Origin of the sequence: Limnobacter sp. (assembly GCF_046297615.1) — a bacterium.
In the GTDB taxonomy this organism is placed as follows: domain Bacteria; phylum Pseudomonadota; class Gammaproteobacteria; order Burkholderiales; family Burkholderiaceae_B; genus Limnobacter.
Window position 1 is genome coordinate 213982 of the sequence record NZ_JBKBHM010000007.1, and the last position, 23043, is coordinate 237024.

19 protein-coding genes and 1 tRNA gene are annotated in these 23043 nt (G+C 55.1%); 7 read left to right on the top strand and 13 right to left on the bottom strand.

All coding sequences use genetic code 11. The features are described 5' to 3' along the window. Window positions 1-11 precede the first annotated feature (11 nt). The 8 genes from infB to ACK4FF_RS14345 form a co-directional block, all read right to left on the bottom strand. Window positions 12-2858: a translation initiation factor IF-2 gene (gene infB / locus ACK4FF_RS14310; RefSeq protein WP_409710752.1), complete on the bottom strand. Its 2847-nt coding sequence runs from the start codon at window positions 2856-2858 to the stop codon at window positions 12-14. A gap of 55 nt (window positions 2859-2913) precedes the next feature. Then, a complete protein-coding gene (gene nusA / locus ACK4FF_RS14315; RefSeq protein ID WP_409710755.1) occupies window positions 2914-4383 on the bottom strand; it encodes a transcription termination factor NusA in 1470 nt (489 codons plus the stop codon). Window positions 4384-4392: 9 nt separating this feature from the next. Beyond that, window positions 4393-4896, bottom strand: coding sequence for a ribosome maturation factor RimP (gene rimP, locus ACK4FF_RS14320; RefSeq protein WP_409710758.1), 504 nt, complete (start codon window positions 4894-4896; stop codon window positions 4393-4395). Window positions 4897-5098: 202 nt separating this feature from the next. After that, window positions 5099-6469 carry a 23S rRNA pseudouridine(2605) synthase RluB gene (gene rluB / locus ACK4FF_RS14325; protein ID WP_409710761.1) on the bottom strand — a complete coding sequence of 457 codons (1371 nt, stop codon included), beginning with the start codon at window positions 6467-6469 and terminating at the stop codon, window positions 5099-5101. Beyond that, complete coding sequence (gene scpB / locus ACK4FF_RS14330; RefSeq protein WP_409710764.1) at window positions 6420-7043, bottom strand: SMC-Scp complex subunit ScpB; 624 nt, start codon at window positions 7041-7043, stop codon at window positions 6420-6422. The genes rluB and scpB overlap by 50 nt, the downstream gene beginning before the upstream one ends. A gap of 496 nt (window positions 7044-7539) precedes the next feature. Then, on the bottom strand, window positions 7540-8226 hold the full coding sequence (locus tag ACK4FF_RS14335; protein WP_409710767.1) for a phosphatase PAP2 family protein: 687 nt from the start codon (window positions 8224-8226) through the stop codon (window positions 7540-7542). Window positions 8227-8240: 14 nt separating this feature from the next. After that, complete coding sequence (locus tag ACK4FF_RS14340) at window positions 8241-8480, bottom strand: DUF1289 domain-containing protein (RefSeq protein WP_409710770.1); 240 nt, start codon at window positions 8478-8480, stop codon at window positions 8241-8243. Beyond that, window positions 8477-9034: a DUF4442 domain-containing protein gene (locus ACK4FF_RS14345; RefSeq protein ID WP_409710773.1), complete on the bottom strand. Its 558-nt coding sequence runs from the start codon at window positions 9032-9034 to the stop codon at window positions 8477-8479. The genes ACK4FF_RS14340 and ACK4FF_RS14345 overlap by 4 nt, the downstream gene beginning before the upstream one ends. A gap of 94 nt (window positions 9035-9128) precedes the next feature. Between ACK4FF_RS14345 and ACK4FF_RS14350 the strand changes: the two genes are divergently transcribed. Continuing rightward, window positions 9129-9205: transfer RNA gene (locus ACK4FF_RS14350), tRNA-Met, on the top strand. On the opposite strand, the gene ACK4FF_RS14355 is transcribed toward ACK4FF_RS14350, so the two are convergent. The 5 genes from ACK4FF_RS14355 to ACK4FF_RS14375 all read right to left on the bottom strand — a co-directional run bounded on the left by ACK4FF_RS14355 (window position 9162) and on the right by ACK4FF_RS14375 (window position 14006). Beyond that, window positions 9162-10823, bottom strand: a complete 1662-nt coding sequence (locus ACK4FF_RS14355; protein ID WP_409710843.1) for a recombinase family protein — start codon at window positions 10821-10823, stop codon at window positions 9162-9164. The genes ACK4FF_RS14350 and ACK4FF_RS14355 overlap by 44 nt on opposite strands. 19 nt (window positions 10824-10842) lie before the next feature. Then, a complete protein-coding gene (locus ACK4FF_RS14360; protein ID WP_409710776.1) occupies window positions 10843-10986 on the bottom strand; it encodes a hypothetical protein in 144 nt (47 codons plus the stop codon). A 399-nt stretch (window positions 10987-11385) separates the two neighbouring features. Continuing rightward, a complete protein-coding gene (locus ACK4FF_RS14365; RefSeq protein WP_409710779.1) occupies window positions 11386-12246 on the bottom strand; it encodes a DNA adenine methylase in 861 nt (286 codons plus the stop codon). 245 nt (window positions 12247-12491) lie between these two features. Continuing rightward, window positions 12492-12758 (bottom strand): hypothetical protein, encoded by a 267-nt coding sequence (locus tag ACK4FF_RS14370; RefSeq protein ID WP_409710782.1) that lies wholly within the window; start codon window positions 12756-12758, stop codon window positions 12492-12494. Between the two features lie 264 nt (window positions 12759-13022). Further along, a complete protein-coding gene (locus ACK4FF_RS14375; RefSeq protein ID WP_409710785.1) occupies window positions 13023-14006 on the bottom strand; it encodes a 3'-5' exonuclease in 984 nt (327 codons plus the stop codon). A 130-nt stretch (window positions 14007-14136) separates the two neighbouring features. On the opposite strand from ACK4FF_RS14375, the gene ACK4FF_RS14380 reads away from it, so the two are divergent. The 6 genes from ACK4FF_RS14380 to ACK4FF_RS14405 all read left to right on the top strand — a co-directional run bounded on the left by ACK4FF_RS14380 (window position 14137) and on the right by ACK4FF_RS14405 (window position 23040). Continuing rightward, the gene (locus tag ACK4FF_RS14380; protein ID WP_409710787.1) at window positions 14137-14457 is read left to right on the top strand and encodes a hypothetical protein; all 321 of its coding nucleotides are present in this window, start codon (window positions 14137-14139) and stop codon (window positions 14455-14457) included. A 196-nt stretch (window positions 14458-14653) separates the two neighbouring features. After that, a complete protein-coding gene (locus ACK4FF_RS14385) occupies window positions 14654-16393 on the top strand; it encodes a recombinase family protein (protein WP_409710790.1) in 1740 nt (579 codons plus the stop codon). A 223-nt stretch (window positions 16394-16616) separates the two neighbouring features. Beyond that, window positions 16617-17492 carry a transcriptional regulator gene (locus tag ACK4FF_RS14390; protein WP_409710793.1) on the top strand — a complete coding sequence of 292 codons (876 nt, stop codon included), beginning with the start codon at window positions 16617-16619 and terminating at the stop codon, window positions 17490-17492. 15 nt (window positions 17493-17507) lie between these two features. Beyond that, complete coding sequence (locus ACK4FF_RS14395; protein WP_409710796.1) at window positions 17508-19226, top strand: DUF262 domain-containing protein; 1719 nt, start codon at window positions 17508-17510, stop codon at window positions 19224-19226. 11 nt (window positions 19227-19237) lie between these two features. Further along, a complete protein-coding gene (locus tag ACK4FF_RS14400) occupies window positions 19238-21646 on the top strand; it encodes an N-6 DNA methylase (protein ID WP_409710799.1) in 2409 nt (802 codons plus the stop codon). Next, window positions 21646-23040, top strand: coding sequence for a restriction endonuclease subunit S (locus tag ACK4FF_RS14405; RefSeq protein ID WP_409710801.1), 1395 nt, complete (start codon window positions 21646-21648; stop codon window positions 23038-23040). The genes ACK4FF_RS14400 and ACK4FF_RS14405 overlap by 1 nt, the downstream gene beginning before the upstream one ends. Window positions 23041-23043: the final 3 nt, after the last annotated feature.

Consider the following 23043-nt stretch of genomic DNA (forward strand, 5'->3'; position numbering starts at 1 on the left):
TCGGTCCGCCTTTACAGTGTACGAGCCACTTCTTTGACTTCAAAGGCTTCGAGGATGTCCCCTACCTTGATGTCATCGTAGTTGTTCAGTTGTAGACCGCACTCGAAGCCTTGACGAACCTCTTTTGCATCATCCTTGAAACGTTTGAGGGAGGCCAATTGACCGGTCCACACGACAACGTTGTCGCGCAACAGGCGAACACCTGCAGACCTGCGAACGACGCCGTCCAATACCATACAGCCGGCAACCGAGCCCACTTTGGAGATTTTGTAAACCTCACGGATCTCGATGTTGCCGATGATTTCCTCTTTCTTGTCTGGCGTCAGCATGCCGGTCATGGCTGCTTTCACTTCGTCTACCGCGTCATAAATGATGTTGTAGTAGCGAATGTCCACGCCATTGTTCTCAGCCGTTTTACGGGCGCCTTGGTCGGCACGGGTGTTAAACCCGATGATGACAGCCTTGGAGGCCACGGCCAGGTTAACGTCAGATTCACTGATGCCACCCACTGCAGCGTGAACAATCTGCACCTTCACTTCGTCAGTGGAGAGTTTCAACAAGGCGTGAGCCAAAGCTTCCTGTGAACCCTGCACGTCGGCCTTCAACACCACAGCCAGGGTTTTCACCTCGCCTTCGGTCATCTGGTCGAACATGTTTTCCAGCTTGGCGGCTTGTTGCTTGGCCAGTTTCACGTCGCGGAACTTGCCTTGGCGGAACAATGCGATTTCACGGGCTTTGCGCTCATCGGGCAGTACCATGACTTCTTCACCCGCAGCGGGCACGTCGCTCAAGCCCTGAATTTCAACGGGGATGGACGGGCCAGCTTTGTCGATAGAACGACCGGTTTCGTCCATCATGGCGCGAACGCGGCCATACACGGAGCCAGCCAACACCACATCGCCCTTTTTGAGCGTGCCGGACTGAACCAGCATGGTGGCCACAGGGCCACGGCCTTTGTCCAGGCGGCTTTCCACCACCAAGCCTTTGGCAGGGGCATCCACCGCAGCGGTCAATTCAAGCACTTCAGCTTGCAGCAGCACGTTTTCAAGGAGGTCATCAATGCCCTGCCCGGTTTTGGCAGACACGGCAATCATGGGCGAGTCACCGCCGTACTCTTCGGACACCACCTCGTGCGTAATCAGTTCCTGCTTGAGGCGTTCCGGGTTCGCGTCGGGTTTGTCGATTTTGTTCATGGCCACGACCAAGGGCACACCCGCCGCTTTGGCATGGTGAATCGCTTCAATGGTCTGCGGCATCACGCCGTCATCGGCGGCCACCACGAGAATGACGATGTCGGTCGCCTTGGCACCGCGAGCACGCATGGCGGTGAACGCCTCGTGACCTGGGGTGTCCAGGAAGGTGATCATGCCGCGCTCGGTTTCCACATGGTAGGCACCGATGTGCTGGGTAATGCCGCCTGCTTCGCCAGACGCCACTTTGGTGCGGCGAATGTAGTCCAGCAGGGATGTTTTACCGTGGTCAACGTGGCCCATGACGGTGACCACTGGCGCGCGAGGCAACAAATCGGCCTCGGCGTGCTCTGCGCCCACTTCGTCAATAAGGGCTTCAGGGTCGTCCAGCTTGGCGGCAATGGCTTTGTGTCCGAGCTCTTCGGTCACGATCATCGCAGTGTCTTGGTCCAGCACCTGGTTGATGGTCACCATCTGGCCCATCTTCATCAGGCACTTGATCACCTCGGCGGCTTTCAAGCTCATTTTGTGAGCCAGTTCAGCCACGGTGATGGTTTCAGGCACGTGCACTTCGCGCACCACGGGTTCTGTGGGCTGGTTGAAGTTGCTTTGTTCCTGCTGGTGACGGTTGGCTTTGCCTTTGGGGCCCTTCCAGGCGGCAGAACCGGTACGGCTCAAGCCGGTGGTGTCGCCACGGGTTTTCAGTCCACCAGGGCGGCGCTTGCTTTGGTCTTCTTTGACGGCACCACGAGGACCTTTGCGATCACGGTCATCATCGGCACCGGCCACGGAGGCCAGCTTTTCTACTTTCTTGACAACAGGCTTGGGCGCTTCAACGGGTGCAGCCTCTTCTGGTGCTTTCAACACACGGGCTGGGCGCTGCATCATGCGGTTGATGGCGGCCACTTCGGCCTCTGCAGCTCGGCGGGCTTTCTCTTGCGCCTCGCTGGCTTTGGCGGCGTCCTCAGCAGCCTTTTTGGCGCGCTGCTCAGCAGCCAGTGCCTGCGCGGCACGCTCTTCGCTGGCTTTCAATTCTTCGGCTTTGGCCGCTTTGGCGGATTCGTCAGCGGCGGCAACCTGCTCGGCTTCTTCCCGCTTGGACGCTTCAATGTCCCGCTGGGCTTTTTCAGCCGCTTCGTGGGCCAAGCGCTCTTCTTCAGCGCGCTGACGCGCTTCTTCCTGCAACTTCAGTTCACGCTCGCGCTCTTGCTCAAGCTTGGCCTGCTTTTCCTTCAGTTCAGCTTCTTGCCGCGCCAGCAACTCGGCATTGCGCATGGCCTCGGCTTCACGACGGGCCATTTCGGCGGGGTCGATGGGCGTTGTTGGGGCTGCTGCCGCAGACTCCTGAGTTTCAGACAAGCCGCCGCCCGCTTCGTCGCGTTGAACAAACACGCGCTTTTTGCGAACTTCCACCTGCACCGTGCGTGCCCGACCGCCAGGCCCAGCTTGCTTGATCTCGCTGGTCTGCTTGCGCGTGATGGTGATTTTCTTCTGACCGGCCGAACCATGGGCCTTACGCAGGCTTTCCAGCAACTGCGACTTGTCAGATTCGGTCACCTCATCGGAGGCCGACGATTTGTTCACACCTGCAGACTTCAACTGGTCCAGCAGCACATCGGCTGGCATCTTCAATTCGGCTGCAAACTGTGCAACGGTGGTACTGGTCATCTACTCGTTTCCTTCAAAATCCCTGGGCTTGGCTCACTGTCTGACTGCATTACCCTCAGTCAAACCAGTGGGCCCGAGCCTTCATGATGATCTCGCGTGCTCGCTCATCGGACACACCAGTCATTTCTGTCAATTCATCCACGGCCAGTTCGGCCAGGCTGTCGCGGTCGGCAATGCCGTTCTCGCCCAACTTGGCCACCAGGTCAGCATCCATGCCTTCCAGTGACATCAAATCGGTGGCGCCTTCCACCATTTCTTCACGGGCAATGGCTTCGGTCAACAAGGCATTGCGAGCGCGTGTACGCAGCTCTTCAACGGTTTCTTCGTCGAAAGCTTCGATGTCCAGCATTTCTGCCAGCGGAACGTAAGCCACTTCTTCCAGGCCGGTGAAACCTTCCTCGATAAGGATGTTGGCCACGTCTTCATCCACATCCAGCTTGCTGGTGAACAGATCGCGCAGCTTGCCCACTTCTTCTTCAGTGCGCTTGGCGGACTCTTCGGGCGTCATGATGTTGATCTGCCAGCCGGTCAATTCCGAGGCCAAGCGAACGTTTTGGCCACTTCGGCCGATGGCTTGCGCCAATTCGCCCTCATCCACCACCACTTCCATGGTGTGCTGGTCTTCGTCAACAACGATGGACTGTACGGTGGCTGGCGACAAGGCACCAATCACAAACTGGGCTGGGTCATCAGACCACAACACAATGTCCACACGCTCACCGCCCAACTCCTGCGTAACGGCCTGAACACGGGAACCACGCACACCCACGCAGGTGCCGATTGGGTCGATGCGGCGGTCGTGGGCCAGCACGGCGATTTTGGCGCGCATGCCAGGGTCGCGAGCCGCGCCTTTGATTTCCAGGTTGCCCTGTTCAATTTCAGGCACTTCCATGGCAAACAGGGCCTTGATGAATTCAGGCGTGGTGCGGGACAAAATGACTTGCTGGCCACGGGCATTGCGGTCTACTTTCCACAGGAAGGCACGCACACGGTCACCGGGACGCAGGCTTTCGCGGGGAATCATTTGGTCGCGGGGCAAACGGGCTTCAATACGGCCACTTTCAACGATGGCGTCGCCACGCTCCATGCGCTTGACCTGACCAATCACGATGTTGTCACCACGGTTCAGGAAGTCGGTCAGGATCTGTTCACGCTCGGCATCACGCACGCGTTGCAGAATCACCTGCTTGGCCGCTTGGGCGCCAATGCGGCCAAACTCGATGGGCTCAAGCTCTTCTTCAATGAAGTCACCGAGGTTCAAATCGGGGTTTTGCGCTTGGGCACGGTCCAGCACAACCTGGTAGGCAGGGTCGTAGAAGTCTTCTTCGGAGACCACTTCCCAGCGGCGGAAAGACTCATAGTCGCCCGAATTGCGGTCAATGGACACGCGAACGTCCACTTCCTCGTCAAAACGCTTTTTGGTTGCAGAGGCCAGCGCCAATTCGAGCGCACCGAAAACAATGTCTTTGTCCACATTCTTTTCACGCGCCAGGGCATCCACCAACAGCAGCAACTCACGGCTCATTACAGGCTCCTAAAACTTGAGATGGGGTACCAGCCTGGCCCCCGCCAAATCGGCAAATTCAAAATCCAGCACATAGGGAACCGCTTTCTTGCCTTCTGGGGTGACCAAAATGGCATAGGGCGTTTTTTCCCCTTTTTGAAGCAACCCTTTGAACTGCTTCTGGTTTTCAATGGCGCGCTTGAACTTCAACGCCACCTCTTCGCCCAGGAAACGCTCGAAATCGCGAACCCGACGAAGCACTCGATCAACACCTGGCGATGAAATTTCCAAACGCTCATAGTTGACGTTTTCAACCATGAACAAGTGGCTGAGCTGATGGCTGACCCGCTCGCAATCTTCCACGGTAATGCCCGCAGCGGAATCGATCATGATGCGCAACAAACCGTTGCCCTCACGTTCAATGTCCGCAATTTCAAGCCCCATGGACACAATCACGGCATCAGCCTGCGGGACCCATGATTCGGACCACACTCCAGACCAACTGCTGCCCACAAATTCTTCGGGATTAACCACCACTCTCGCCTTATCTAGCCGGCCAAAAGGCCAACACACAAACCGCAACGCCAAAAAAAAATGGGCTGAAAAGCCCACTTCGATTGAGACACCCGTTGTTCAGCCGGGGCTCAGGCAGGCGCGTACTATAAAGCAAAGCGCCTTATTTTTCAAGTGCTTTTTTACCACCACCTAGGCCTGAACCAGCCACCCCTCGGGTGAGTTAGGGGCGACGACGGCGGCGGGCATTGCCTTGATTCTGGGGCGCTGTGGCCTGAGGCAGAGTCATGCGGGGCTGACCCGAGGCGGAACGACCGCCACCGGTGTTTCCAGCCGGCCGAGCACGCCGTTGCCCTTGGCCCTGCCCCTGGCCAGCCGCGCCCGAGCGCTGACCAGAACGCCCTTGGGAAGCCGTGGACGAGCTCAGCATATTGGAGGCGGTTCTAGAGGCTGCCGCGTCGGCACCGGACACGGTCAGGTAACTTTGCGTGGCTGTGAGGGCCAAACCGGGGTCGATGATCGGCTGCTGGCTGCGGCGCTTGCTGTTTTTGCCGGCTTTGGACTTGGCATCGCGGCGCAACGCACCCTGACGGGCTTCTTCGTCCACTCGCACACCCAGCGATTGAACGTAGGACATTGCTTCCAGCGCTTCCATTTCCATCCATTTGCCACGCTTGAGCGTCGAGGGCATGAGGATGTCGCCAAAACGAGTACGAATCAGTCGACTGACGGTGAGTTTGCAGGCCTCAAACATGCGGCGAACTTCGCGGTTGCGCCCTTCTTTCAGGCCCACCTTGTACCAGCGGTTGGCGCCTTCGCCACCTGCCGGGTCGACGTAAAGGAATTTGGCCGGGCCGTCCTCCAACTGCACGCCATCGAGCAATTGTTTGCGTTGCTCGTCAGTCAATTCACCCAAGGTGCGCACTGCATACTCGCGTTGCACTTCGTAGCGGGGATGCATCAGCCGATTGGCCAACTCGCCGGAATTCGTGAACAACAACAAGCCTTCGGTGTTGAAGTCCAAGCGACCGACCGCCAACCATTTGCCATTGGAAATTTTGGGCAAACGCTGGAACACGGTGGGGCGGCCTTGTGGGTCGTCCATGGAGACAATTTCACCGGTGGGCTTGTGATAAATCAGCACCCGGGGAGGCTTGGCCTTGTTTTTACGTTGAACAATGCGCCCGTTAACACGAACCATGTCGGTGGGCAGCACACGTTGCCCGAGGTGAGCCGGTTCGCCATTGACAGACACCCGGCCTGCCATGATCAGCTCTTCCATTTCGCGGCGTGAACCCATGCCCGACTCGGCCAGCACCTTGTGCAGCTTGGGGGCCAGTTCGGGGTCGAGCCTAACGTTCAGTTTGCTGCGGCCTTTGCCACCGGATTTGTCAGCCCCAGGCTGCAAGCCCTGAACTTGGGCAAGCACATCGCCCCATTCGGGCTCAGCCTCGCTGGTCACGCCAAGGTCGCCGCCATCCAGGGTGGGTTGGTAATCGCCGCCCAACTCCACGGTGTCGACCTGAGGCGCAGGCGCCTTGGGCTCACGCGGTTTGCGTCGGGGGGGTCTTTTCGTTGTCGTTGTCAATGTCATGTGGGGTGTCATCCGCTTCAAACGGGATCACTTTCTGAAGTTCGTCGGCCAATTGCTGGTCTTTTTCGCTGTCCAGCGGTGGCAGGTCGCTCAGGCTAGTCAAATTCAAGTCCGAGAGAAACTGCTGGGTGGTGCCCCACAAGGCGGGGCGACCCGGTGCATCCCGATGGCCGATGGCTTCAATCCAGCCGCGATCCTCGAGTGCTTTCATGACCTGGGATGACACAGTCACCCCACGTATGGATTCAATGTCCCCGCGCGTCACCGGCTGCTTGTAAGCAATGATGGCCAGGGTTTCCAGAGTGGCCCTGGAATACTTCGGGGGCTTTTCCGGGTTCATCAGTTCGAGATAGCGCTTGACGTCTTCACGAGTCTGGAAACGCCATCCGGTCTGTAACTGCACCAATTCAAGCCCGCGCAACGTCCAGTCCCGACGCAGGTCCTCCAGCAGCGCTGTAACCACGGCTGGATCGAAAGCATCGTCGAACAGGCGACACAACTCTTTCACGGACACAGGTTCCAGTGAGCACAGCAAAGCCGCTTCTAATATGATTTTTGCGCGCTGGGGTTCCATCCAGGCGAACTCTCTAACAGTTGAATAGTTTCAGGAAAAACTGGCCGGGTCTGCTTGGGTTTTGTCGAAATCCGCCGAAAGTGTAGGTGACACTTGGGGGATGAGCGCGTGGGCTTGGGCGACGCACCGGGCCATTGATCGGATGGCGCATTTAACCATGTTCATGCCCTGTCTGCAACTTGTTGGACCGATTTTGTCCCGGGCAGTCAAAAAAATGGCGTGCCCGAAGGCACGCCTAGTCTGACAAAAGTCCTGAAGGACTGGAGACAATTCCATTATTGCGGTGAAGCTGGCCCACAAACATCCCCCCAATGAACGAGCACTTATCCACACAAAGCGGGGAAAACTGCACCCTGCCGCGGTGGATAACCAAAAAAGAGGACTGATTCTTCGATGATTTTGATACTTTGATTAAAAACTGGGCAGAACACTCTAATCCCACCCATACAGGGTAAACATCCCTTCATCAACTTACTGACAAGCAGGTCGCCCAGCACTAGTCGGTAGGTAACTTCCCGAAATGCAAACCAGCCCAAACCGCCACTAAGGTTACCCCCCAACACACCCAGGCGGTCGCCAACACATGACTGAGAAAATGAGCCCCCTTAGCGACCTGAACGCCGCCAGCCAAGAGTGCGCCAACAAGCAGCAAACCCACTAGCCAAGGCCTAAGACGGACAACCCATGGCAGCGTGCTGTACAGCAGCACGATCCACATGAACGCGGTCGACGCATGCCCACTGGGAAAGCAACGCCCGGGATTTGACGCGGTTGTTAATGGGAGCGGGTCGAACAACCGGAAGTATGGGGCGGCACTACCGAACTCGGTAAGGTCCCAAGGGCAACTGTGATTGGACTTGGCTTTGATGATGGACACCACCAAGGCCGACAATACCGCGACACCGACCAGGAAAACGTTGCCCTGCCAGCGGCGGGTTTGGGGTGGCTGCAAGAAAGGTTGCACCAGAAGCACCAAGACCAGTAGACCGGCAACCCATCGCAAACCGTCGTGAAACAACAGATCGAGCAGACGAATGGAGCGTGCCGGGAAGGTATGCGCAGCGCTGTCGTAGAACTGGCCAGCAAGCTGAAGGTCAAGATTGGTGTATCGATTCAAAACGACAATCAAGCCGCCCAAGCCTAGCCAAGCCAACCAATGCACCCGAGGTGGGCGCGCAAGCATCAGTGGCCCCATGCTCAGTCCCGTTTTTTGGGGGCTTCCCACCGATAACCCACCCCAGCGGCGCGAATTCGGTCCCAACAAGCCTGTTTTTCGGCGTCCGATTTAAACAGCCAACCGTCCACTTCATCGAGAGTGCGGCCGCAACCCATGCAGATGTTGTCTCCCAAATTGGTTGAACAAAAACCGATGCACGGTGTGTCGGCCTCGGGCCACTCAGGAAGGTGTGCGTACTCAGGGTTTTTGGAGGAACTCATGCGACGACCTCTTGCGCGGACGGGTTGGCCACGGTGGCGGGCCGAAACTCGGGTTTCAAACGGACGTACAGCACTTTGGACACCTCGGCCACCACGCTGCCATCGTCGTGGCAAATTTGGGCATTGAAGGTGTAGAGAACCTTATTACCGCTTGCAGCCTGAGCCGCGATGTTCTGAATGTCTTCTTCACCCACCTTGAAACGGGCCGACACCCGGCCCTTGCCCGGCGCCACAAAACGGATGGAAGCTGCCTGGTCCCACACCAGGTAGCGCGAGCCCAACCGCTGCATGAGCATGATCATGAAAAAAGGATCGGCCATGGAGTAAAGCGAACCACCAAATTGTGTCCCTACAAAATTGCGGTTGCGACGCGTCAGCGGCATTTCAACAAAGACCTCGGAGTAATCCGAAGCAATTTGCCGCACCTTCACGCCAGCGCCACGAAATGGGGAATAGAGGTTAAAGACCTGCTTGAGCACTGCAGGCTTGAGTAACAACTGCTTGAGGGTTTTCTGAATCACTGTATTGACTGCGGGTTTATTGAACAATTTCAAGAGAATAACGCAGTGCGCCAATAAAAAGCGGCCAACTTGGGCATGTGCACTTGCACAAACCAAAAAAACGCGCTATAGTTTCGTTCTTACCAGACGCGGGGTGGAGCAGTCTGGCAGCTCGTCGGGCTCATAACCCGAAGGTCGTAGGTTCAAATCCTGCCCCCGCAACCACATTTATCTCCCTGCTGTTACTGAATTCAGGCAACAGCAGGGCAGAATCAAAGAAATTTCCCACGCAAGTGTTTGATTTAAGGCCAATTTTTCCTTCTGGCAACCTAAATACGTTGATACCGCCATCAAACAGCTTATCCAGAGCCTTCCTGGCCAACGGCGTATTTCTGTGGAGCACGCTACAGAAGGACGATGTCAGTGTCGGCAATAGCGCCACCGCCTTGTCAACGGCCCGCTGAAGCTCCTGCTCCGGCGATATGCTTGGTTGGCGTTGCTGGATTTCCAACTGCAAAGCCTCCTTTTGCTCTCTCAATCTCTGCATTTCCTCAACAAACTCTTCGGCCGGACACCCTTTCTTGATTGAGCTGATGATGTTGTCAATTTCTTTCTGAACAACCGCAAGCCGTTCAGCAGGAGACTTAGCGACGGACTTGGTATTCAGACGATGATTAGCCAGAGCTTTGAAACGCTCCAAAATTGCCGATTCCAACCGAGCTGGTGACGCAGCCTTCGACACAGCGTTTAGAACAAATCCTTCGACAACATGCTTCTTGATGAGCACTGCGTTTTTGCAAGTGTCTGGACCAGATTCCTTTCTGGTCGCGCATCCATAACTCTTCCCGTTGACCAATACAAAATTCCCGCCGCAATCCTGACAGCGCAGCAATCCAGACAGCAAATGCTTTGAACCAGCACCGGTTCGTGCTTTTGGTCCCACCTCTGCCATCTTTTTCTTGGAACGGTCTGATATTTGGCGCTGTCGTGCCTTGACTTTGTCCCATAAATCCTGGGGCACAATCCTCAACTCAGGCATGACCACCTCTGACCATTCACTCGCTGGATTTCGACGAGAGACCCGCTTTCCAGTGTCTGGGTTGGTCTTGTAGGAAAGCCGATTCCAAATGACACGGCCGTCATACAAAGGGTTGTTGAGGATTCCAGAAAGGTCATTAGGGTCACCATGGATGGCGCTTCTCTTCCAGAGTTTTCCGGTTGGGGATGGAATTCCCTCCTCGTTCAAAACCTGTGCAATTTTGAGTGGCGACTCTCCATCTGCGAAAAGCTGGAAGATACGCTGCACAACCAAGGCCTCCTCCTCGTTGATCACGCGTTGTACCCCTCCCGTTACTGATTTTACATGGTCATATCCATAGGACTTACCGCCAGCAACATTACCGCGACTGACAGCCCCTTCCTGACCCCGTCGAGTGTGCATGCGCAAATTGTCGAGATACAATTCGTTCAAGATACCCTTGAAAGCGGAATGAATTTTGTGGCTATGCTCGCGGGTGTCGATGCCCTCAGACACGGCAACCAACCCGATTCCCAGGAATTCAAGGCTTCTGAGAAAAAGTCCTTGGTCCGTGGAGTTTCTGGACAAACGGCTGAGGTCATCCACGAGAATGAGCTCAGGCTTTTCTTTCTTTACAGCATCCACCATCGCCGAGAACCCTACTCTGATGAGCGTTTTCCCACTGGTCTCCGAGTCTGCAAACACCCTGGCTATTTCAAACCCATGGGTCAGCGCATAGGTACGACATTTGGTTTCCTGGTCTTCATTCGATGTTTTGTTTTGCTTGTCGGAACTGTATCGTGTGTAAATGAAAGCTGTTTTCATCGGGTGGTCCTTGTTCGCTTCAATCAATCGGGTTTAAATGGTCTGCCTCAAGCGCACTCGGGGCAGAATCAAACACCGCAGTAGCCAATTCTCTGGCGCATATTTCAATCAGCAATTCAATGACCGCTTGCGGAAGTTGAGCGGTCTCAATGGGGTCTTGCATCACTTATCTCTGTTCACACGGAGACTCGTTTAGCAAAGTGGTTTAAACAGATAAGCCCAGCTATGAATAAATCCGAAAAAATACGGAATAATTCAATATATTCAGCCACTTGAGATTAAACAAAATATCATTCTCAGGCAAAACCGCATCAAATTGAATGAATGGCAAGCGCCAAAAAACAACTGATGAGCTGTTTGCTTTGCAGACCTCGCTAAAGACAAGCAGTACGCGGTCACTTTTGGTGACCTTGGTACGCAACGCTCATTTATTCTTCCGATAGACACCCTGATGGGCCTGGGTAACCAGGACATGGCGGCGTAACCCCCAAAACAAAGCCCCGGGAAATTGATCCCGGGGCTTTTTTGCTTTCTGGTGTCACGAATTAATCAAGACCCGTGGCTAGGTCGGTCTAAACAGGGCTAACAGCTCCTTGGCTTTTCCGCGAGTCTTGGCCTTAGCCGACACTGAACGGCCCACCTCAACTTCGGTCAATTCTGCTCCGGCCTCCGCATACATGGCACGGGTTAGCGCCGTGTTGTGATTTGAGATGATGGCGGTTGCGCCCCTAGCAGCAGCCAACCTCGCGGCATTGGCAACACGTGCCTGGTCCCCCAGACTAAAACCACCTGCCTTGTACCCCGTAAAACAGGGAGAGTCCACTTTCGCATCGACATAGGGTGGGTCCAGGTACAACACATCGCCGGGGCCAGCCATCTGAGAGACGACTTCAAAGTCTGCGCTATGCAGCTGCGCATTTTGCAATCTTTCGGACATTTGAAGAAAGGCATCTTCCGGGATTCCCGGTAGTGACTCGGGCTTCCCGAACCCTACGTTGACGAATCCCCTCTTGTTGGTTCGATACAGACCATTGAATCCAAACTTATTGATATAGAAAAACTGCGCTGCGTGGGCAAAATCACCTTCCAAGTCCTCCAGAGTGGGGAGATGAACTAGCCCGAGATTAAATTTTTGACGAATTCCAAGATACGCCGAATCATTGCGATTTCCCTCGCAAAAAAGCGCCCTGACCTGCTCAAGTAACAACTCAGGTGAGTCCTTCACACACCTGTAAAAGTTGATGAGCGCCAGATTGGCATCATTAAGAATGAGCTCCTGGTGCTGCATGTTCATGAATACGGAACCTCCCCCCACGAAGGGTTCTATCAGCCTGTTCCCCGAAGGGATCAACTGGTTCAAGGAAGTCATCATTCGGGTTTTTCCGCCAACCCATTTCAAAGGCGTTTTGTTTTTTGAGTTCATGCTGCGTGTAGGCAGCACGTTTAAACAAACCGAAAAATCTCAAAAAATATTTGTTAACAATAGTTAAATAATATAAAAGGCTTTATAGGCGCGGCTTTCCGGCCAACATCGTTTGAAAATTTTCCTTTCAATCGACTGGTCAGCCAACTGCGTAGTATCAATACACGGCCCCCACATGCAAAAAAAGCCCCGGGACGTGAGTCCCGAGGCCTTGACGCTCTGTAGCCATTACGGCCAAGAACTAATCATATGTTGCGATATTCCTCCCAATACCGTTTGATTGCCCAAAGAATCTCGTAATCCATCGACAAACGGTCAACCGCCTCATTAAGAGTGTCGTAATGCCCCGGCAGCAGGTCTAATCTGGATTGGGCCAAGGCTGCAGCGCACTGCTGACCGGTGGATGGACCATTACTGGGGTGCTTCAAGAACAAATACCAAAATCGATTCTCGAAATCTCTTTTACTCATGCCAAAAATCTCGGCTTGCAGTGCAGTCTTGTATGTACTCATTTTTTACTCCATGGTAAGGGTTGGAGTTTGTATAGGCTGGGTATTTAAACAAAATTGTTCCCGGACAAAAAATTTTTGAGTTGGTAGAAAACTGTTCAAAATTGACGCTGATGTAGTTCTGTAACCTTGCGACCTAGGGGGATTTGATTACTTCCGCAAATTTGCGGAATTACAAAATTACAAAGTTACAAAACAGCGGTAGCTTGCCTGGGAATGGTGAAGAAGGCTCCCGCGTCCACCGATCAACGCCGGTGGACGTAGGCGTCACAACTGAAAAAGGCAGGACTGCCCGAGAGGCTTTATGACTGGGTTACTTGAAAATCGGCTAACTGCCTCGCGCACAAAGCATTGTGCGCGCCAGGAGTCACCCTGATAAACCTGCTTTTCCAGCCATTCCAACAGTTCCGCTAACTCCAACTGGCTTGGAACCTCACGGAACCAGGCTTTGCGGTCGGGAGCCCATTTGAAGCGCTTTGACTTGAGCAGTTCCCTGGATTCGTACGGCGCACCGCATGCAAATACGATGAAATCGTCTTGAGTTGCTGTATCGTGAAGAATTTCCATGGGCCACTTTCCACTCACCTCGAGTTTTTCCACCAAACAACTAGCCAAGGCATGACAGTCAGTCTCCGCTCGGTGGGCTTCATAAAAGAAACCGCGCCGCATGGCGATGAACTCGAGCATGCCAGAACCGTAGCCCTCCTCTTTCCAAGGAATTTGGGCCAGGGAACATGCAAACGGCAGATTCTTAAAGAACGGAAATCGCTTTTCAAGAAAGGGCCTATCAAACTTGGCGTTGTGCGCCACGATGACATGCGCACCGTCACAAAGCTCCAACAGGCGAGCCTCGTCGAAGGTCTGCCCCCGTACATCCTCATCAAAGATTCCGTGTACCACACTGACCTCTTTTGGAATGGGGTACCTGGGGTCCTCCAGCATACTCACCGAGCCCAAAAACTTGGTGAACACACCCTCTCTTAAGTCGTATGCCAATGCGATGGCTCCGACCTCGATTGCATCCGCCTCGTCAACATTCAATCCAGTGGTCTCGGTGTCAATAAATACAGCCTTGTATTCGCCGGGCTCACGGTTTGACCTCATGAAAAGCCTCTGAACGTAAGCGTCCACACTTTCATCCGCAATCAAATCTTGAATCGGTCGAAGCTTTCTCAACACTTTGAACTCGCCGCTGCGCTCAATGACACGGGCGTCAAACTCAAGCCTGCTTTCTCTACTTCCTAGATACATATTGATGTCCTACAAAGATTTGCCGGCATCGGTTGATGTCGACAGCTTGTATAGACAACCGAAATTGAGGGGTCCGAATTTTTGAATATGCAGTTGCTATACATCAGGCATTTGTAAAAGGAGGACACCCATGAACAACAAAAGTAGAACAGCCGGAATCGTTTTAACTCCGGAACAGGAATCAGTCATTCTGGAGCTGGCAAACAAAGCTGGCTTTGTGGTGAGCCAGGACAAGAACATTGGGAAATACCAATTACGGATTGGTCGCCAGGTGTTTGTGATCCGCAGCGATGCGGTTCACAAACGACTTCTGGCGGAGCTTGTGGAATTGACCAGTTGCCGGATTGCATATTCGTCCAAGGTCTCATACGTGGACACCTTGAAGGGACTGACATTGCCAGTACTGAAGCGCGCAGTCGCTCAAGGGCTACAGGAACGCTACGGGGAATAGCCCCCCTTGTTGTCCTGGTTCTATACAAGGTTCCAGGACAACAACCCCTCGTGGGTAACAGGACTATGAAACGAAGGTCAGCACTTGAATCCCTGCTGGAGTTGTACGCAGCCAGGGCCATCGAAGACATCAAAAAAGCAAGGAAAGCAAATGCGAAATCGCCAATAGAAAAAACTATTTTTGAAGAATCAAACCTATGGAATACAAATACGCAGCAATCTACGCAAGGTACTCAACAGACTCACAATCAGCCACATCCATTGAAGACCAAATCAGGCGATGTCGAGAAGTAGCAGCAAGCTACGGCTACACGATTCATGATGAGCACATCTACTCTGATGCCGCCGTGTCGGGCAAGCAAACAGCACTGCACCAAAGGGCAGGCTTCAAGCAATTGCTAAAAACAATTGACAGGCAAAAGGTCAGTGCTGTGTTCATTGATGAATTCAGCCGAGCTGGTCGAAGTATGAAAATGTTGGCTGACTTTGCTCACCTTCTGTCGAAACGCAATATTCGATTGGTGAGCGCAGACAAGCAAATTGACACTTCCGCCCCCGGAAACGAGCTCATCCTCGCTTTGCTTGGTGGCTTGTCCAGTTACGAGCTTGCACAGACCAAACAGCGAACTGCACGCGGTATGGAGGGGGTGCTTAAGCGAGGCGGTATGGTGGGCTACCCACCATTCGGTTACACGCTTGACGAAAAGTTAGATGACAGCACAGGGAACGGCGCCACATGGTCGATTCACGAAGAGAACGCAAAATTAGTTCGATTTATGTTCGAAGCTCGCGCAAGTGGGCGAAGCTATCAGTGGATTGCAACTGAGATGCAAAAACGTGGAGTTCCATGCCCTCGACGAGCACGAACTGTCGAAGGTGGATATTGGCGGGCGAGCACAGTTAAACAGTTGCTCATGCGTACTATCTATCGAGGCATGTTTGTCTGGAATGGAAGCGAATACACCAAGTACAAAAGCAGGAAGGAAAACAAGGTCGTAGAACAGGTTGAGTATCCAAGGCCTGAGCTTCGACTGGTTGACGATGAACTCTGGAAAAAAGTCCAGGGAATTCCAGGTAAAACCATACGCCGTGGCTTCAAACATCCTTTGGTGCATCGCGTCCGCTGTGGCTTATGTGGCAACACCTGTACGCTTAAGCACTCGGCGGTGAAGGTCAAAATGCTGTACTGCGCATCGTGTGACCTGAAAAAGCGAGCTGGCCTGCTACCGGACCAGCTTCTGGAAATTGGGGCGAAAGGCGCGATGGCTGTGATTCAAGCAGCCTTGCAGGAAGTGGTGCAAACAGATGTTCGGGAGGCTTATAAAGCCATTTTGACGGAAGTTGCATCGCGAGATAACAAGGAACACTTGCATTCGACCCGCTCAAAGTTTGAACAGTTGGACAAGCAAATCAAAGGGCTTGCAAGGCTGTTGACGCTGGGGGTTGGCGATGTAGACGAGATAAGCCAAAAAATTGAGAGTCTACAGAGGCAGTTACTTGAATGCCGAGCAGAGCTCCAAGAGCTCGAAAAGGAGTCAAACGACGTAACTCCAGAGGAAATTGATATGCACGTGCAGAGCATGAGCAATGATTTTTTCTCGAAGTTGCTGCGAGAAGATGTGATTCCACCGGAACAAGGCAACGAGCTCATCAAGCGAATTTTTTCGAGTATCCGCTTTGTCAAGCTGTCACGGGCTGATTCGACTTGGACAGTGGAGGTCAATCTTCATGAGTTTGCCCATCAGCGTGACCAGAGGCGAATTTTCAGGAACGGCGGGCGGGTGCGACTGACTTATGAGGTTCACCTGTACCGCCCAAGGTCAGGCTCTGTGTACCAGACCAAATTAGTCGAAAAGCGGTTTATCAAACCCGAGGAGTACCAGCAGGAAATCGATGATGATGACTTGGACAACGAGTTGAAATCGATATTCGACTGAACCATTCGAACAAATAGGCCACAGTAATTTGATTCACACCACCTACCCTGAGGGGGGTGGTGTTTTTTTTCAAGTGACGCTTGATCAAATACACAATTTAAAACACAATGTAGTCAATTTGATTAGATAGACCGGCCATTTTAATAACCTGGCAGATGCATACAACCCCCATCCGTAAAGCTTATAAGTAAACATTTTGGTCAACCAACAAAGCATCGAAAGCTTGAACCACAGCCAGCGGGAACGGTTAGGTTATATCGACTTTCGCCTTTACTTTTTTGGCGAGGTTGGTCGTCCGGACCTCATTGAGCGCTTCGGCGTGGCTCCGGCAGGCGCGACGCGCGACTTGGCGCTGTATAGGGAAATCGCGCCTAATAACATCACCTTTGACGGTAGCAACAAAGTCTATCGCATCGGGCAGTCGTTCTCCCCTCTGTTCGACCATGCATCGCAGCATGTACTGTCGGCCTTGGCCCTGGGTTTTGGCGATGGTGTGAACGGTGCAACGCAACCGCTGCTGCCGTGCGAGTCGCCCACCGCCCTGAGCAACCCGAAGATGGACGTGCTGGCACCGATTTGCCGAGCCATCCACGCCAAGCGACCCGTCGCCATCCGCTACCACTCGATGAGCAGCGGCGAGTCCGAGAGAGTCATCGTGCCCTTCGCGCTGGTGGACACCGGCCTGCGATGGCACGTACGGGCGTTTGACCGCAAGTCCGGCGAGTTCCGCGACTTCGTCGTCACCCGCATCGAAGCGCCGACCCTTCTTGATGAGGAGCCACAGGCCAACGAATGTCCGGACAACGACATACAGTGGACGCGTATCGTCGAGCTGGACTTCGTGCCGCACCCGCGCCTTGAGCGCCCCGAGATCATCAAGATGGACTACGGGATGAGCGATGGCTCGATCCGGATGCGCGTTCGCGCCGCCGTCGCGGGCTACATGCTGCTGCGCTGGAGCGTGGACTGCTCGCCCGACCATCGTCTCAAGGAAGAACAGTACCGCCTATGGCTCAGCGATCCGCTTGCGCTGTACGGCGTCGAGAACGCCAAGCTGGCTCCGGGCTACCAAGCCCCAAGCAGCCCAAAGAAAAGATAGGAAAGAAGAAAACCAATGGCCAAGACACTTGAAGCCCACGACAAGCTGATCCGCGAGATTTTCGAGGGCAGCTACCAGTTCGAGATTCCGGACTACCAGCGCCCCTACGCATGGACGACCGAGCAGGCGGGCGAGTTGTTCGACGATCTGATCTCGGCGATGCAGGACGCCCGTGTCTCCGGCGCGACCAGCCAGTACTTCCTCGGCAGCATCGTTCTGATCAAGAACGACCGGGAGCCAAAATCGTCGGTGGTCGACGGCCAGCAGCGCCTGTCCACGCTGACGATGCTGTTCGCGGTGCTGCGCGAGGCCATGCCGCACGCCGCCGACGACATCACCGATTTCCTATACAAGAAGGGCAAGGTCAGCCTAGGCGAGAAAAACGAATATCGCCTGACCGCCCGCGAGGAGGATGCCAACTTCTTCCGCGCCAACATTCAGGAGCCGGGTGGCATCGCGCAGTTGGTGACCAGCACCGACAAGTTGGAGGACAGCCGCCTGCGCTACAGAGAAAACGCCACGCTGCTGCTCGAAAAGGCCAAGGCGCTGCCGCCCGCCGACCTGATCGCACTGTGGCAGTTCCTCGCCAACGACTGCTCGCTGGTCGTCATCTCCACGCCCGATCTCGAAGCCGCGTACCGCATCTTCTCCGTGCTTAACAACCGGGGGCTTGACCTCGCGCCTATCGACATCATCAAGGCGCAGGTGCTGGGCCTGATCCGCACTACGGCAGGCGACGTCAAGAGCCGCGCCTACGCCAAGGAGTGGAGCCGCATCGAAAGCGCATTGGGCCGCGACGCCTTCGGCGATCTGTTTGGCCACATCCGCACCATCTACGCTAAGCAGAAACAGCGGGCCACGCTGGTCAAGGAATTCCAGGAGCACGTCACCGAGTATAAGGCTCCCATCGACCTCGTCGACAAGGTCATCAAGCCCTACGCCGACGTGTGGGACTTCGTGCGCGACGCCGACTTCGAAGCCACCGAACACGCCGAGACGATCAACGAACACCTGTCCTGGCTCAACCGCGTGGACTTCAAGGACTGGGTGCCCCCGGCACTGGTCTATTTCAAGCGCTTCCGGCAGCAGCCCAAACGACTTGCTGACTTTTTCCAGTCACTGGAACGTCTGACCTATTTCCTGCTGGTCACCAAGGTGGGCATTAACGAGCGCATAGAAACCTACGCCGCACTCACCAAGGAAGTTGAACCGGAGACCTTCAAGGGGGATCTTGCCGCGCTCAGCACGTTGGCCTTGACAGACGCGCAAAAGCGCAAGTTCGTCGCGGCACTCGATGGCGACGTTTACGACGATCTGCCCAAGGCACGGATGGCGCTGGTCTTGCGCCTTGAGTCCTTGGTGCGCGCCCCCGGCGTGCAGCTTCAAGATGCCGTGTCTCTGGAGCACGTTCTGCCGCAAACCCCGCCCGACGGTTCGGACTGGATCAAGTGGTTCCCGGATGAAGACGAGCGCCACGGCTGGACGCACCGTCTGGCCAATCTGGTTCCGCTGGACAGGAACAAGAACTCGTCTGCCAGCAACTACGACTTTGCCAAGAAGAAGGACGCCTACTTCAAGGGCAAAGGCAAGGCCTCGCCCTTCGTGTTGACGCAGGAAGTCAGAGCAGAAAACGAGTGGACGCCCACGCTTCTGGCCGAACGCCAGAAACGCCTTGTGGGCGTCCTCAAAGACCATTGGAGTCTCGCCGTAGCCACAGGCACGGCGGCGAGCTGAGGAACGTATCGATGCAGAAGAAACAACAACAAGACCAAAGCCAGATCAAGTGGATTTCCGACTTCATCTGGAACATCGCTGACGACCGCCTGCGCGACGTTTACGTGCGCGGCAAGTACCGCGACGTGATCCTGCCCTTCACCGTGCTGCGGCGGCTCGACGCCGTGCTCGAAGCCACGAAGGACGCTGTGCTGGAGCGCAAGAAGTTTCTCGACACCCACAAGGTGGCCGAGCAAGATGGCGCGCTGCGCATGGCAGCGGGGCAGGCCTTCTATAACGTCTCGGAGTTCACGCTCGCGAAGCTGAAGGCCAGTGCGGCGGGCCAACGCCTGCGTGATGACTTCATCGCCTACCTCGATGGGTTCTCGCCCAACGTGCAGGAAATTCTTACCAAGTTCAACTTCCGCAACCAGCTTCAGAAGCTGGTGGACTCCCACGTCCTCGGCTACCTGATCGAAGACTTCCTCGACCCCGAGGTCAATCTCGCGCCGCTGCCCGTCAAGGACGCAGACGGCCTCATCAAGCTGCCCGCGCTAGACAACCACGGCATGGGCACAGTGTTCGAGGAGCTGATCCGCCGCTTCAACGAAGAGAACAACGAAGAGGCCGGCGAACACTTCACACCGCGCGACGTGGTGCAGCTCATGGCCAAGCTGCTATTCCTGCCCGTGGCCGACCGCATCGAGTCCAGCACCTATTCGCTCTACGACGGCTCCTGCGGCACCGGCGGCATGCTCACCGTGGCTGAGGAAGCTTTGCACGAGCTGGCCGAGCAGCACGGCAAAGAAGTCTCTATCCACCTGTTCGGGCAGGAAATCAGCGACGAAACCTACGCCATCTGCAAGGCCGACCTGCTCCTGAAGGGTGAAGGCGAAGAGGCCGAGAACATTGTGGGCGGCGCGGACAAATCCACCTTATCTGCCGATCAGTTCCGTAGTCGCGAATTTGACTTCATGATCTCCAATCCGCCCTACGGCAAGAGCTGGAAGACCGATCTGGATCGCATGGGCGGCAAGAAGGAATTCAACGATTCGCGCTTCATTGTCAGCCACGGCGGAGACCCCGAGTTCAGGCTCATCACCCGCTCCAGCGACGGCCAGCTCATGTTCCTGGTGAACAAGCTGCAAAAGATGAAGCACAACACGCCGCTGGGCAGCCGCATCGCGCTGGTGCACAACGGCTCGGCGCTGTTCACCGGCGACGCAGGCCAGGGCGAGAGCAACATCCGCCGCTGGGTGTTGGAAAACGACTGGCTTGAAGCCATCATCGCCCTGCCGCTCAACATCTTCTACAACACCGGCATCGCCACCTACATCTGGGTGCTGGCCAACAAGAAGGCCGAAGCACGCCTTGGCAAGGTGCAGTTGATCGACGCCAGCGACTGGTCCCAACCGCTGCGCCGCAATCTTGGCAAGAAGAATTGCGAACTCTCGGATGGAGACATCCAGCGAATCATCGACCTCTACCTTGGCGATGCGCAGGAAGCCGCCAAAGAAACCGAACAGAGCAAGTGGTTCGACACCCAGGACTTCGGCTACTGGAAGATCACCGTCGAGCGCCCGCTGCGCCTGAAAAGCCAACTCTCAGACGAGCGCATTGCCCCCCTGCGCTTTGCCTCCGGCGATGAGGCCTTGCGCACCGAAATCTATGCAGCTCACGGCGAGGCGCTCTATGCCGAGTTCGCCAAACGCAAGTCGGCCATCGAGGCGTGGCTGAAGGGCGAGGATGAGAACGAAGATGACGACAGCGAAGAAGGCGACAGCGGCGATGACGGTGAGGCCCCCACAGCCCGTAAGGCCGTGCCCGCCAAGCGCCGCAAGAAGCTGCTCGACGCATCGACGTGGCAGCGCGATAAGGGGCTGATGGAGGTGGCGAAGCGGGCGCAGCAGGCACTTGGCAGTGCCGTCTTCGACGACCACAATGAATTCCGCTCCCGCTTCGATGCGGCGCTGAAGGCGCAGGGCGACAAGCTCGGCGCGCCTGAGAAGAAGGTCATTTACAACGCGGTGAGCTGGCGCGACGAGACCGCGCCACCGGTCATCGCCAAGCGCAGCAAGCTCAAGGCTGGGGAACACTTCGAGCCCGGCCCAATGAATATTCGTGGCGCGTACCTGGAAACCGTGGGCAAGGATCGCTTCATGGTCGAGTACGAACCCGACAGCGAACTGCGCGACACCGAGCAGGTGCCGTTGAAGGAGCCGGGCGGCATTGATGCCTTTTTCTCCCGCGAGGTGCTGCCACACGCGCCGGACGCCTGGATCGCCACGGAAAAAACCCAGATCGGCTACGAGATTTCCTTCGCCCGCTATTTCTACAAGCCCGTGGCATTGCGGACGCTGGCCGAAATCCGCGCCGACATCCTTGCGCTGGAGCAGCAGAGCGAAGGCTTGCTGCACAAAATCGTTGGGGTAGAAAAATAATGTTTCGCCCTTATCCGGATTACAGACGAACTGATTTGAAGTGGTTTGAATATTTGCCTGAGTCGTGGGCCATTCTGCGTACCAAGCAAATGTTCCGCTTGGTCATTGAAAAAGCGCCTGCAAATAACCAGATGGAGTTGCTGTCTGTTTACACACATATTGGCGTAAGACCGCGAAAAAGCCTTGAGCAACGCGGTAATAAAGCCTCTACAACCGATGGATACTGGGTTGTAAAAGAGGGGGACATAATTTGCAACAAGCTCCTGGCTTGGATGGGTGCTATTGGCACCTCCCACTATCAAGGCGTTACCAGTCCAGCCTATGATATTTTGAGGCCAATCAAGTCGTGCAACACTGACTATTATCATTTTCTATTCAGAACGAAGAAGTATCTCCAGCAGTTCAAAATAAGATCGAGGGGCATAATGGACATGCGCCTTCGGCTATATTTTGACCAGTTTGGACAAATTCCAATTCCCGTCCCTCCGCGCCGTGAGCAAGACCAAATCGTTGCTTACCTGCGTGCGCAGGATGCGCACATCGCCCGCTTCATCAAGACCAAGCGCGATCTGATCAAGCTGCTCACCGAACAGAAGCTGCGCATCATTGACCACGCCATCACGCGCGGCCTTGACGCATCGGTGGCGTTGAAGCCATCCGGCATCGAATGGCTGGGCGAGGTACCGGAGCACTGGGAAGTCATGCCGCTAAAACGTGCATGTGTGCGTTCTGCTCTCTACGGGGCAAATATTCCAGCGACACATTACACGGATATTGGGATTCGTTTCCTAAGGACCACCGATATTGTAGAGAGCGGTCAATTGAAGCCCGGTGGTGTGTTTTTGCCGGAAAAAATGGTTCGCGACTACCTTTTGGCTGATGGGGATATCTTGGTCTCTCGTAGTGGAACAATTGGCCGAGCGTTTCTCTACAGTGCAGAGAAGCACGGCCAATGTTCTTATGCTGGGTATCTTGTGCGTTTCAGTCCAGCAGAATTTTTGCACCCTGATTTTCTGTTCTGCTACACAAAAACGCGCGCGTTCGCTGACTTTATCAAGCTCAATGCAATCTCCACGACCATTGAGAATTTGAACGGCGACAAGTACGCCAAGATGGCAGTTCCAGTGCCGCCATTGGAAGAGCAAAAAACCATCTGCCGGTGGATCAGCGACGAATGCCAGCCGCTGGACGACGCCATCAACCGCACGGAAGACGAAATCAAGCTGATCCGCGAATACCGCGACCGTCTGATTGCCGATGTGGTCACCGGCCAAGTGAGCGTGCGGGGCTGGAAGCCCGGCCCGGATGATGTTGTGGCCGAAGAGGACTTGGCAGCACTAGCGGGCGATGAAGAAATCGAAATCGATGGGGAGGATGACGATGTCGAAGAATAAGCA

Coding starts and splice junctions, on each gene's coding strand:
- ACK4FF_RS14385 (WP_409710790.1), top strand. CDS start 14,654: ATGGAATACAAATACGCAGCAATCTACGCAAGGTACTCAACAGACTCA.
- scpB (WP_409710764.1), bottom strand. CDS start 7,043: ATGGAACCCCAGCGCGCAAAAATCATATTAGAAGCGGCTTTGCTGTGC.
- ACK4FF_RS14395 (WP_409710796.1), top strand. CDS start 17,508: ATGGCCAAGACACTTGAAGCCCACGACAAGCTGATCCGCGAGATTTTC.
- ACK4FF_RS14340 (WP_409710770.1), bottom strand. CDS start 8,480: ATGAGTTCCTCCAAAAACCCTGAGTACGCACACCTTCCTGAGTGGCCC.
- nusA (WP_409710755.1), bottom strand. CDS start 4,383: ATGAGCCGTGAGTTGCTGCTGTTGGTGGATGCCCTGGCGCGTGAAAAG.
- ACK4FF_RS14375 (WP_409710785.1), bottom strand. CDS start 14,006: ATGTATCTAGGAAGTAGAGAAAGCAGGCTTGAGTTTGACGCCCGTGTC.
- ACK4FF_RS14360 (WP_409710776.1), bottom strand. CDS start 10,986: ATGCAAGACCCCATTGAGACCGCTCAACTTCCGCAAGCGGTCATTGAA.
- ACK4FF_RS14370 (WP_409710782.1), bottom strand. CDS start 12,758: ATGAGTACATACAAGACTGCACTGCAAGCCGAGATTTTTGGCATGAGT.
- ACK4FF_RS14405 (WP_409710801.1), top strand. CDS start 21,646: ATGTTTCGCCCTTATCCGGATTACAGACGAACTGATTTGAAGTGGTTT.
- ACK4FF_RS14400 (WP_409710799.1), top strand. CDS start 19,238: ATGCAGAAGAAACAACAACAAGACCAAAGCCAGATCAAGTGGATTTCC.
- rluB (WP_409710761.1), bottom strand. CDS start 6,469: ATGACATTGACAACGACAACGAAAAGACCCCCCCGACGCAAACCGCGT.
- ACK4FF_RS14335 (WP_409710767.1), bottom strand. CDS start 8,226: ATGCTTGCGCGCCCACCTCGGGTGCATTGGTTGGCTTGGCTAGGCTTG.
- ACK4FF_RS14355 (WP_409710843.1), bottom strand. CDS start 10,823: ATGAAAACAGCTTTCATTTACACACGATACAGTTCCGACAAGCAAAAC.
- ACK4FF_RS14380 (WP_409710787.1), top strand. CDS start 14,137: ATGAACAACAAAAGTAGAACAGCCGGAATCGTTTTAACTCCGGAACAG.
- infB (WP_409710752.1), bottom strand. CDS start 2,858: ATGACCAGTACCACCGTTGCACAGTTTGCAGCCGAATTGAAGATGCCA.
- ACK4FF_RS14365 (WP_409710779.1), bottom strand. CDS start 12,246: ATGAACTCAAAAAACAAAACGCCTTTGAAATGGGTTGGCGGAAAAACC.